The 11358-nt window shown below is 66.1% G+C and carries 8 protein-coding genes and 2 tRNA genes; 6 read left to right on the forward strand and 4 right to left on the reverse strand.

Annotation, left to right across the window (positions count from 1 at the left end; all coding sequences use genetic code 11):
- Positions 1-111: 111 nt before the first annotated feature.
- From AX681_RS18245 to gyrA, 3 genes are all read right to left on the reverse strand, one after another.
- Entirely contained in the window at positions 112-462 is a 351-nt protein-coding gene (locus tag AX681_RS18245; protein WP_066664028.1) for a DUF952 domain-containing protein, read from the reverse strand.
- Positions 463-472: 10 nt separating this feature from the next.
- The gene (locus AX681_RS18250; RefSeq protein WP_066664022.1) at positions 473-1573 is read right to left on the reverse strand and encodes an endonuclease/exonuclease/phosphatase family protein; all 1101 of its coding nucleotides are present in this window, start codon (positions 1571-1573) and stop codon (positions 473-475) included.
- Between the two features lie 61 nt (positions 1574-1634).
- The gene (gene gyrA, locus AX681_RS18255) at positions 1635-4385 is read right to left on the reverse strand and encodes a DNA gyrase subunit A (RefSeq protein WP_066664020.1); all 2751 of its coding nucleotides are present in this window, start codon (positions 4383-4385) and stop codon (positions 1635-1637) included.
- A 263-nt stretch (positions 4386-4648) separates the two neighbouring features.
- Between gyrA and AX681_RS18260 the strand changes: the two genes are divergently transcribed.
- Positions 4649-5914 carry a hypothetical protein gene (locus AX681_RS18260; protein ID WP_066664018.1) on the forward strand — a complete coding sequence of 422 codons (1266 nt, stop codon included), beginning with the start codon at positions 4649-4651 and terminating at the stop codon, positions 5912-5914.
- Between the two features lie 53 nt (positions 5915-5967).
- Here the strand turns inward: AX681_RS18260 and AX681_RS18265 are convergent, their stop codons facing one another.
- Complete coding sequence (locus tag AX681_RS18265) at positions 5968-6429, reverse strand: Lrp/AsnC family transcriptional regulator (RefSeq protein WP_066664016.1); 462 nt, start codon at positions 6427-6429, stop codon at positions 5968-5970.
- Between the two features lie 191 nt (positions 6430-6620).
- Here AX681_RS18265 and AX681_RS22935 point away from each other — a divergent pair, with 191 nt between their 5' ends.
- The 5 genes from AX681_RS22935 to AX681_RS18290 all read left to right on the forward strand — a co-directional run.
- A complete protein-coding gene (locus AX681_RS22935; protein WP_066682587.1) occupies positions 6621-9002 on the forward strand; it encodes a sensor histidine kinase in 2382 nt (793 codons plus the stop codon).
- A gap of 82 nt (positions 9003-9084) precedes the next feature.
- A complete protein-coding gene (locus AX681_RS18275) occupies positions 9085-10053 on the forward strand; it encodes a WalW protein (protein WP_197421970.1) in 969 nt (322 codons plus the stop codon).
- Positions 10054-10072: 19 nt separating this feature from the next.
- A tRNA-Ile gene (locus AX681_RS18280) sits at positions 10073-10149 on the forward strand.
- Between the two features lie 47 nt (positions 10150-10196).
- A tRNA-Pro gene (locus AX681_RS18285) sits at positions 10197-10273 on the forward strand.
- Positions 10274-10477: 204 nt separating this feature from the next.
- A partial coding sequence (locus AX681_RS18290; protein WP_066661526.1) for an NADH-quinone oxidoreductase subunit D occupies positions 10478-11358 on the forward strand: 881 nt, incomplete at its 3' end.

The raw sequence follows: 11358 nt of genomic DNA on the forward strand, positions 1-11358 counted from the left end.
TTAGGGGAGGGGCTGTCCAAGCGGGGTGCGGTGCGTGGTGACAGGCCCTCCCCCGACCCCTCCCGCAAGCGGGAGGGGAGAGGCATACACGCCAACACCCGTTGCGAGACCCTAGCCCGTGACGGGCAGTGCGACCGCGCCGTCTTCGGTGCGTTCGAGCGGTGAGTAGGCGACCACCGTCTCCAGCGTGAGTGCGCCATAGAGGTGCGGGAATTCCGCGCCGCCGCGTGAGACTTCCCAGCGGATCGCGTCGCCCAATGCTTCGAGATCGACTGCCGCGACCCACAGGTCCGGCTGGTCGGCGAAATGCTTGTCCACGGTTTCGGTCAGCTGGGCGGCGGTGGAGAGGTGGATATAGCCGTCCTGAATGTCGATCGGCGCGCCATCGAAACTGCCCGCTTCGAGATCGGCCATCTGCGGGGCGGTCAGCACCTTGTAGGCGGTGGCGGGGCGATCGGTCATGCGGCGTCCTTCAGCTTGCCGCGAGCGTCGCGAGATAGCGCGCGGCATGGTGGGTGTTCAAACGCACCCATAACGGCTTGTGATCCGAAATCTGCCAGGTGCGCCAATCGTCGGCATAATATCTGGCGAGATCGGTCGCCTTCTTGCCCTCTGTCGTCGCGGCGGCGGCAGACTGATAGTCGGGCAGGTCTTCGGGGCGGAAGATGCTTTCGAAGATTTCGAAGATGCCGGCGTTGCGCGCGGAGGCCGGGCCGCTGTCGATATAGTCGATCACCGTGGGGTCGGCGATGAAGGCGATCTGGTCGTAATATTTGGTGCGGTCGAGATTACTGGGCGCGTCGAGCCGTTTGGGTGTCTTGAAGCCGTGCGCCTTGAGCGCCTTCATCGTCTCATGCTCGGGATGCACGATGTTGAAGTCGCCGAGCAGGATCGTCGCGCGGCCGCTGTCTTTGGCGATATCGGCGAGGCTGGCGAGGTATTTGGCGACGCGGTCGATCTCCGCGATCCGTTCCTGCAGCTCCGCGCCGCGCTCGTCGCCATAATAGAGGTGGACGGTGCAGATATCGAACTTGAACCAGCCGGACTGAAAGCGCGCCATGAACGGGGTGCGGCGGAACTGCTTACCCTGCGCGAGCTTGTCGGTGCTGTCGCCGGTGGTGGCGGAGATGAGCATGTCAGCGGGGAGGACGATTTCGCCGGCGATCTTCTGAAACCACACTTTGCGCTTGTCGAAGGCGTAGAGCAGCCGTTCGCCATTGCCGCCGAGTTTGCGGTGGGTGACGTCGGTGGCGATGAAGTCCCAGTCGGGGCCGAGGATCGCCATGATGTCGTACCAGGGGCCGAGCTCGTTCACCTCCTGCACCGCGACGAAATCGAAGCGGGAGATGATCTCGGCGATGTAGAACAGGCTTTCGGGCAGGCGGTTGCCATGGCCCCAGCCTTTGCCGGCCTTGCCGAGATCGCGGATGTTCCAGGTGGCGAGCAGCAAGTTGCGCTCGCTGTCCTTGTCGGGGATGTCGCGGTCGAGCTGGGCAATCAGCCGCTGAAGGTGCGCGACGACGCGCGGGCGATCTGCGGCGGGAATGCGGGATTTCAGCAGGCTGTATTGCATGGGACGGCTACCCCGGAGGCTGGCCGGGGGAGCCTAACCCATTTCGGTTACGCTACGAAGATTATTCACCGCCCTCCGGCCCCGAGGCGAGGTCGTCGCCTGGGGTGGCGTTGGGCACGGGTGCGGTTTCGGTTTCGCCATCGGCCAGGTTGACCCCGGCGTCCTCCTCGCTCTCCTCGATCCGCGCGGCGCTGACGACATGCTCGTCCTGCGCGACGTGGAACAGGCGCACGCCGGCCGAGCCACGACCGATGACGCGCAGCGAGCTGAGCGGCAGGCGGATCATCTTGGCCTGGTCGGTGACGAGCATCAGCTGGTCCGACTGCGTCGCCGGGAAGCTGGCCAGTACCGCGCCGTTGCGGGCGATATTGTCGATATTGGTGATGCCCTGACCGCCGCGACCGGTGCGGCGATATTCATAGGCCGAGGACAGCTTGCCATAGCCATTGGCGCAGACGGTGAGGATGAACTGTTCCTTGGCGCGCAGCTCCTCGAACCGCTCTGGCGACAGGTCGGGCTCGCCTTCCTTCTCCGCCTTCCACGGGGCGAAGCGGAGATAGGCCTCGCGCTCTTCGGCGGTGGTGCCGACGCGGTGGAGGATCGACAGCGAGATGACCTGATCGTCGCCGAGCAGGCGCATGCCGCGAACGCCGGTCGAGTTGCGGCTCTGGAATTCGCGCACTTCGTCGCCGGCGAAGCGGATCGCCTTGCCCGCGCGGCTGGCGAGCAGGACGTCGTCGCCCTCGTCGAGCAGCGCGACGCCGATCAGGCGGTCGTCCTCGTCCTCGCCCTCGAACTTCATCGCGATCTTGCCGTTGCTGGGCACGTTGGTGAACGCGTCCATGCTGTTGCGGCGGACATTGCCCTTGGCGGTCGCGAACATGACGTGGAGCTTGCTCCACTCGCTCTCGTCCTCGGGCAGGGGGAGGACGGTCGAGATAGTTTCCCCGGCCGCCAGCGGCAGCAGGTTGATCATCGGGCGCCCGCGCGTGGCGGGGCCGCCTTCGGGCAGCTTCCACACCTTCATGCGATAGACGCGGCCGAGGGTGGAGAAGAACAGCACCGGGGTGTGGGTCGAGGTCACGAACAGCTCGGTGATCGCATCCTCGTCCTTGGTCGCCATGCCGGCGCGACCCTTGCCGCCGCGCGCCTGAGCGCGGAAGGCGTCGAGCGGGGTGCGCTTGATATAGCCCTGCATCGTCACGGTGACGACCATGTCCTCACGCTCGATCAGGTCTTCGTCCTCGATCCCGTCGGCGGCGGCGGCGATTTCGGTGCGGCGCGGGGTGGCGTACTGGTCGCGGACGGTGACCAGCTCCTCGCGCAGCACTTCGTAGAGCTTGGCGCGGTTAGCGAGGATTTCGAGCAGTTCGGCGATCGAGTCGGCCAGTTCCTTGAGCTCGTCGCCGATCTCGTCGCGGCCGAGCGCGGTGAGGCGGTGCAGGCGCAGATCGAGGATCGCGCGGACCTGAACGTCCGACAGGCGATAGGTGTCGCCGGTCACTTCGGCTTCGACCGCTTCGACGAGGCGGATATAGGGCGCGATCTCGGCGATCGGCCAGTCGCGCATCAGCAGCGATTCGCGCGCCGCAGCCGGGCTGGACGAGCCGCGGATGATGCGGACGACTTCATCGAGATTGGTGACCGCGATGACCAGGCCGAGCAAGATGTGCGCCCGGTCGCGCGCCTTGGCGAGTTCGAACTTCGAGCGGCGGGTGATGACCTGCTCGCGGAACTTGACAAACGCTTCGATGATGTCGCGCAGGTTGAGCAGTTCGGGGCGGCCGCCGCGGATCGCGAGCATGTTGGCCGGGAAGCTCTGCTGCGCCGGGGTGTTACGCCAGATCTGGTTGAGCACGACTTCGGGCGTGGCGTCGCGCTTAAGGTCGATGACGATGCGCACGCCTTCGCGCGAGCTTTCGTCGCGGATGTCGCTGATCCCCTCGACCCGCTTTTCCTTGGCGGCTTCGGCGATCTTTTCGACCAGCGCGTTCTTGCCCTGCTGGTACGGGATTTCGGTGAGGACGATCGAGCGACGCTCACCACGCTGTTCGGTGATATAGCGGCTGCGCACGATGATCGAGCCGCGGCCAGACTGATAGGCGCTGCGGCAGCCCGAACGACCGAGAATCTGTGCGCCGGTCGGGAAGTCCGGACCGGGCACGATCTCCATCAGCTCTTCGATCGTGATCGCGCCATTGTCGATATAGGCAAGGCAGGCATCGACCACTTCGCCCAAATTGTGCGGCGGGATGTTGGTCGCCATGCCGACCGCGATGCCGCCCGCGCCGTTGACGAGCAGGTTCGGGTAGCGGGCGGGCAGGACGGTCGGCTCGCTTTCGGAGCCGTCATAGTTGTCCTGAAAGTCGACCGTGTCCTTGTCGATATCGTCGAGCAGCGACATCGCCACCTTGGCGAGGCGCGCTTCGGTGTAGCGCATCGCGGCGGGCGGATCGGGATCCATCGAGCCGAAATTGCCCTGACCGTCGATCAGCGGCACCCGCATCGCCCAGTCCTGGGCCATGCGCGCCATTGCGTCATAGATCGAGCTGTCGCCGTGCGGGTGATATTTACCCATCACGTCACCGACCAGGCGGGCGGACTTGCGATAGGCGCGGCCGGGGAGATAGCCGCCCTCCTGCGCCGCGTAGAGAATGCGGCGGTGGACCGGCTTCAGGCCGTCACGGACGTCGGGCAAAGCGCGCGCCACGATCACGCTCATCGCGTAATCGAGGTAGCTGGTCTTCATCTCGTCAACGATCGAGATGGGGGTGATATCGGAAGGGTCCGCGAGGACGGTCTCGTCGGTCAAGAATCGGTGCTTTCGAAGGGTTGTTTCAGTGTTGTGACCGCTCTAGCCGCCCCGCGACCACCTGCCAAGCCCGCGCACCCGCGTGCGCGCGCACGCGAGGACGGGTGCCAGTGCGTCTCATTTCGGGAGCCGGGCCATTCAAAATGCGTTCAGCAGACGGGTGCGCAAGCGCGAACCGCGATACACCGCCTTGACCGGGCGGGACGGATTACTAGAGCGGGTCGCGTCAACCGCTACGCACACACGCGTGAGGAGAGTTCCGGATGAAGTCTGTTTCCAAGGCTGCGCTTGCCGCGGCGGTTCTGCTGGCTGTGCCCTTCGCTGCGTCGGCACCGGCCGTCGCGCAGAAAAAGCAGAAGGAAGAGGCACCCAAGTACAAGCTGAGCGACGCGTTCCGCAAGGCGGCGACCGAGGTCGAGGCGCTCATCAAGGCCAAGGACTATCAGGGCGCAGCTGGCAAGCTGGACGCGCTTGAGGCGCTGGCGACCAATGACGACGAGAAGTTCTTTGTCGCGAATTTCCGCCTGACCACCTCGGCCAACCTCAAGGACAATCCGACCACGGTCCGGGCGCTCGACGCGCTGATCGCGAATCCGAAGACGGATCCGGCGAACATGGGGCAATATTATTTCTTCCGCGGCGACATCACGCAGGGGATGAAGAAGCCGGCTGAGGCGATCCCGTTCCTGCTGAAGGCGCGCGAGCTGGGCTATGTGCCGAATGGCGGGAACCTCAACCTGGCGATCGCGCAGGCGCAGTTCGATGCCGGGCAGGTCGAGGCTGCGGTGGCCAGCATCGACGCCGCGATCAAGGTCGAGGAAGCCGCTGGCCGTAAAGCGCCGCTGGCATGGTATCGCATCGCGGTCGATCGCCTGTATCGCGGCGGCAAGAAGGCGGCGGCGAGCGAGTGGCTGGGCCGCCAGATGGCCGCCTATCCGAGCGCCGAAGGCTGGCGCGCGACGCTGCTGATCTACATGGAGCAGACGCGCGAAAAGGGCGTTCCGATGGACGCCGACCTGCAGCTTGACGTGTTTCGCCTGATGCGCGCGGCCAAGGCGATGGGCGGCGAGTTCGATTATCAGGAATATGCCGATCTGGCGCAGCGCCGCGGCCTGCCCTGGGAAGCCAAGGCGGTGATCGAGGAAGGTCGCGCAGCGGGCAAGATCCAGGCGACCAATGCGGCGATCAACGAGCTGTACCGCTCGGCCGTCGTGCGTGAAAAGGCCGAGGGGTCGCTGGCCGCCGAGGAAAAGACTGCAACCGCCGCAGCCAATGGCACGCCGGCGAAGAATGTCGGTGACGCCTATCTGGGCAGCCGCAACTTCACCAAGGCGGCCGAGCTGTATCGCGTCGCGCTGCAAAAGGGTGGGGTGGACACCAATCTGGTGAACACGCGCCTTGGCATCGCGCTGGCGATGCTGGGCCAGAAGGCCGAAGCCAAGGCGGCGTTCCAGGCAGTGAGCGCCACGCCGCGCAGCGAAGTTGCACGCTTCTGGACGACCTGGCTCGATCAGGCGCCTGCCGCCTGAGGTTGAGGTCGGCGGAATAGCAGGGGGCGGCCATTGTGCCGCCCCTTTTCGTTTCAGTCGACTGGCACGCCCGGCTGCGATTTCGACGTGCGGATGGTGAGCGACGTGCGGACATGCGCGACATTGGGCGCGGTGGTCAGGCGGGTCGTCAGGAATTGCTGAAAGCTGCTCAGATCGCGCGCGACGATCTTCAGGATGAAGTCGATATCGCCGTTGAGCATGTAGCATTCGCGAATCTCGGGAATCGCGGCAACATGCGCCTCGAACGCTTCGAGATCGGATTCGGCCTGGCTCTTGAGGCTGACCATGGCGAAGACGGTGATGGTATAGCCGAGCCAATTGGGGTCGAGATCGGCATGATAGCCGCGGATCGCACCCTTTTCCTCAAGCGCGCGCACCCGGCGCAGGCACGGCGGAGCGGTGAGGCCGACGCGATCGGCCAAGTCGACATTGGTCATGCGCCCATCATCCTGCAGATGTGCCATGATCTGACGGTCGATATCGTCGAAAGCCATTGATGATTCCCCAGCGCCACATGATTCGGTCGCAACGCGCGAGTTAGACATAATATAATTACTTGCAAGCGCAATTGTCCCACTATGCGACGGCGCACATTCGGGACGAATTCTCCTGTTTCCACGGGGGCTTCGGGCGGGTTAAGGAATCCTTACCGGCCGATTTCCGGCCCGATTGGGCAGACCGTTTCTTGCGTTACGACGACACCCTGGAGACCGTTCTGGCCGGCGATGTTTCGACATCGTTCGGCAAGGCGTCGGCGTGGCGTCAGCTGGTCGACCTGATCGGTCGGCGCCGGATAGCGGCGGATGCGCGCGCGTTCAACCTGTTGCGGCGGATTCGCGACGATGTGCCAATCGGGGTGCGCGCGGCGAGTGCCCGAGCGCTCGAACAGGGCAATCCCCCCGCGCCGCTGGTCGCGCTGTGCGCGCTCGATCACATCTCGGTCGCTGCGCCGCTGCTGCGTACGGCACGGATGACGTCGGGGGAGTGGGTCGAATTGTTGCCGCGCCTTTCGGCTGCAGCACGATCGGTGCTTCGCACGCGCCGCGACCTGCCGCCGGGGATCGAGCGGGCGCTCGAGACATTCGGGTCGGTCGATTTCGTGGTGACGGGGGCGGTTGCTGAGGCGGAGGCCGATGCGGTTGCGCCGTCCGAACCCGTCGAGGCGGCGGCGGTTGACGATGCTCCGGTAACGGCCGGGGCGGAGGTGCTGCTGCCGGTTGCGCCGGAGCCGCTTTCGGAGGTCGAGGCGCCGTTCGCGGATGTTATCGATGCCGCCGAGCTCGTTGCCGAAAGCAGTGCGGAGCCGGTCGCTGCCGCCGGCGCTGCGCCAGCGGATGCGATCGATGCAGTCACCGCCGAAATCGCGGAGGGGGTGCCGGCTGAACCGGCCGAAGCGGTGGACGAAGCCCAGCCCGTGGCGGTCGAAACGCCGATCACGCCCATTGGCGCGTCCGAGCCGGTCCTCACGGATGCGCCGCCGGAGCCAGAGCCGGTTGCGGTGAAGGATGAGCCGGTTGCGGACGCTTTGCCGACTTCCGTTGAGGAGGCTGTGCCGGATGCCGCCGCGATCACCGCGGCCGGATCGGTGCTCGATGCGGTCGCGCGGGTCGAATCGCGCGTGCGGATGCGGTTGCGCCCCGTGCTCGAGCCGGTCGAGCCGCCGCAGGCCGCCGAAGTGCCTGCCAACACGCTGCCCTTCGTGTCGGTCGGCGCGGCGGCATTGTCGATCCCTGCGGTCGCGCGAGCGCTGGAAGGCGAGGGCCTGAGCGCGCCAATCCCCGAGCCCATCGCTGAGCCCGCGATCGAGCCGACCCAAAGCGGGACCGACGCCGAACCATCCGTCGCATTGCCCCTTGCCGCCGAGTCCGGTGACGGGCACGGCTCGGACATGGATGATGTCTTCATTCTGGGTAATGCGCAGGACGACGCGACCGGATCGGACGCGCTCGTCGATGAGCCGGCGGGTCCGTTCGAGATTGCCGAGGTCGTCGCGCGGATCGACGCCTTTTACACGCTGCAGCAGGAGCGCGCGGCGCACGCCCCGCAGCCCGTGCGCGTCGATGGGTTCCGCTTCGAGACCGACGAGCAGGGCGTGATCCGCTGGGTCGAGGGCGTGTCGCGCGCGCCGCTGATCGGCCTGTCGCTCGAACTCAATGCATCGGGGGATGCCTCGCGCGCCGACGGCGTCGCAGCAGGGGCGCTGCGCCAGCGCGCGGTGTTCAGCGACGCGCGGCTGATGGTCGTCGGCGAATCGGACGCGGCCGGCGAATGGCGGATTTCGGGTGCGCCGGCATTCGACCGCGCGACCGGGCGCTTCTCCGGCTATCGCGGGACCGCGCGCCGCCCGCGCCGGGAGGAGAGTGCGGCACCTTCGATACCGCCGCCGTCGAGCCCGGCGGCGGATTCGCTGCGACAGCTGATGCACGAACTGCGCACCCCGACCAATGCGATCGCTGGCTTTGCCGAGATGATCGAACGCGAAATGCTGGGCGATGCGCCGCCGGTCTATCGCGAACGCGCGGGGACGATCCGGATGCATGCGCGTGCGCTGCTCGCGGCGATCGACGATCTCGACATCGCGGCGCGGATCGAGGCATCGGCGCTGACGCTCGGGTCGAGCGAAGTCACGTTGCGGCCGTTGCTGTCGCGCATCGCCGATGATCTGGCCGCGCTGGCGGAACTGCGCGGCGCATGGATCGCGCTGCCGATCGACGATCCCGTGGTGCGGGGCGATGCCCGCGCGATCGAGCGGATGCTGTCGCGGCTCCTCGCCACGCTCTTGTCCGCAGCGCGCGATGGCGAGCGCGTCGGCATCGCGGTGGAAGAGGTGGGTGCGCTGGTGGCGATCACGTTCGACCGGCCCGAAGCCCTGGCGGCTTACGAGGGCGATGCGCTGTTCAACCTCGATGACGAGGATGAGGACGCCGCGCTGCTCGGCACCGGCTTTGCGCTGCGGCTGGTGCGCAACATCGCGCGCGAGCTGGGCGGCGGCCTGAAGGTGACCGATGCGGCGATTACGCTCGAGCTGCCCGCGATGGTAACCAAGTCTTTGGAACAGGCGCGCTAAACCCGCGCCTGTGAAGAGCGCGGCGAAACCCAGATCCGAACCGGGCGGCTATCGGCCGTCGGCCCCGCCAGCGGATGCCGCCGTGCGCTGGCCGGACAGCTTCGGCACGCGCTTTGCCGTGTTCGTCGATACCGAGGAAGAGTTTGACTGGTCGCAGCCGCTGGCGCGCGAAAACCGCGGGACGCGCGCGATGGATGCGCTGCCGGGCATCCATGCGCTGTTCGCGGATCATGGCGTTCCCGCCACCTATATGATCGACGACCCGATCGTCCGCTGTGCGCGCTCGATCGATATCCTGAAGGGCATCATGGCCGATGGCGCATCGGCGATCGGGTCGCAGCTCCATCCCTGGGTCAATCCACCGCATGACGAGCTGGTGAGCCCGCGCAACAGTTTCCTCGGCAATCTGCCGCGCGACCTGCAGGCGGCCAAGATCGCGGCGCTGACCGATGGCATCGCCGAAGCGTTCGGGCGGCGACCGGTGATGATGCGGACCGGGCGCTACGGGCTCGGGCCCGACACGCTCGGCCTGCTGGCGGCGGCGGGCTATCGCGTCGATACGTCGATGCGCTCGGGCTATAGCTATGCGGCGGAGGGCGGGCCGGATTATCGGAGGATCCCGAACCACGCCTTTGCGACGGGGGAGGGCGATCTGATCGAGATTCCGCTGACCACCGTCTACACCGGCGCGCTGCGGCGCGGGGGTATTCGCCTGCACGAGGCGCTGGGCCGAGTGCCGCGCGGTCGCGGGGTGGCATCGCGGCTGCGCCTGGCGTCGCGCGTCGCGCTGACGCCGGAGGATATGCCGATCGAGCTGGCGCTGGAGGCGATCAAGGTCGCCGCCGACTCGGATGTGCGCTTGCTAATGTTCTCCTACCACTCGCCATCCGCTGCGCCGGGCTATACCCCCTATGTGCGCGACGCGGCCGAATTGGCGGCGTTTCGCCGCTGGTGGGAGCGTGCGTTCGATCTGCTCGACCGGCTGGGCATCGCGCCCGCCTCGCACGATCAGATCCTGACGGCGCTTGCGGGGGCGACGGATCGCCCGTAATCGGCGGAACGCGCTGGCGGGGCCTGTAGCTCAATTGGTTAGAGCTGGCCGCTCATAACGGCTAGGTTGCGGGTTCAAGTCCTGCCGGGCCCACCAGCGCATTGCCTTTATGGTCCGACCCGTTTAGGCGGGCCGCTTCGCGTCGGGGAGTGGCGCAGTCTGGTAGCGCGCCTGCTTTGGGAGCAGGATGTCGCAGGTTCGAATCCTGTCTCCCCGACCACTTTATCGCGAAAGCGACGCGGTACCTCAGCTCCGGCGGGACGAACCGCATTATGAGCTTTGCCAATCACTGGCTGCGCAGACAACAAACTCAGGTGAGTGCGCGCGCATTCGATAATTGCAATAGCTGAGCCGTCGGCGGGGGCCAGCGGAGCGAAGCATGCGCGAACCGGACGAGCTGCCCGACGATCAGGTCACCGCCTATATGCACGGTGGCGTGGAGGCGGAGGAAACCCGCATCCAGAACTTCACCATCAACTTCGGGCCACAGCATCCGGCGGCGCATGGCGTGTTGCGGCTTGTGCTTGAGCTCGACGGGGAGGTGGTCGAGCGGGTCGATCCGCATGTCGGGCTGCTGCATCGCGGGACCGAAAAGTTCACCGAGTACAAGACATATATCCAGTCGATCCCCTATTTCGACCGGCTCGATTACTGCGCGCCGATGTGCATGGAGCACAGCTACGTCCTCGCGATCGAGAAGCTGCTCGATCTCGAGGTGCCGCTTCGCGGCCAGTATCTACGCGTGTTGTTCGCCGAGCTGACGCGGATCATGAACCACCTGCTCAACCTGGGCAGCCATGTGATGGATGTCGGCGCGATGACCCCGAACCTGTGGCTGTTCGAGCTGCGCGAAGACGCGATGAACTTCTATGAGCGCGCGTCGGGCGCGCGCATGCACGCCAATTATTTCCGACCCGGCGGCGTGCGCGAGGATGTGCCACTCAAGCTGCTCGCGGACCTTGCCGACTGGCTGGACACGCGCCTGCCGCGCTTGTTCGAGGACGCGATCGCGCTGGTCGAGCGCAACCCCATCTTCCTCCAGCGCAATGTCGATATCGGCACGATCAGCCGTGACGATGCCGTACGCTGGGGCTTCTCAGGACCGTGCCTGCGCGCGACTGGCATACCGTGGGATTTGCGCAAGTCTCAGCCGTACGACGTCTATGATCGGATGGAGTTCGACGTGCCGGTAGGAACGCGCGGCGATTGCTTCGACCGCTTCATGGTGCGGGTCGAGGAGGTCCGCCAGTCTGATCTGCCCCCCGCTGAGTGGCCCAGAGACTATGATAGTCTGGACCATGAAAG

Origin of the sequence: Sphingomonas sp. CCH9-E2 (genome assembly GCF_001557215.1) — a bacterium.
Classification (GTDB): domain Bacteria; phylum Pseudomonadota; class Alphaproteobacteria; order Sphingomonadales; family Sphingomonadaceae; genus Sphingomonas.

What these genes read in the sequence shown, in the direction of transcription:
- AX681_RS18245 (WP_066664028.1), bottom strand. Translation starts at nt 462, where the DNA reads ATGACCGATCGCCCCGCCACCGCCTACAAGGTGCTGACCGCCCCGCAG.
- AX681_RS18250 (WP_066664022.1), bottom strand. Translation starts at nt 1,573, where the DNA reads ATGCAATACAGCCTGCTGAAATCCCGCATTCCCGCCGCAGATCGCCCG.
- AX681_RS18260 (WP_066664018.1), top strand. Translation starts at nt 4,649, where the DNA reads ATGAAGTCTGTTTCCAAGGCTGCGCTTGCCGCGGCGGTTCTGCTGGCT.
- AX681_RS18265 (WP_066664016.1), bottom strand. Translation starts at nt 6,429, where the DNA reads ATGGCTTTCGACGATATCGACCGTCAGATCATGGCACATCTGCAGGAT.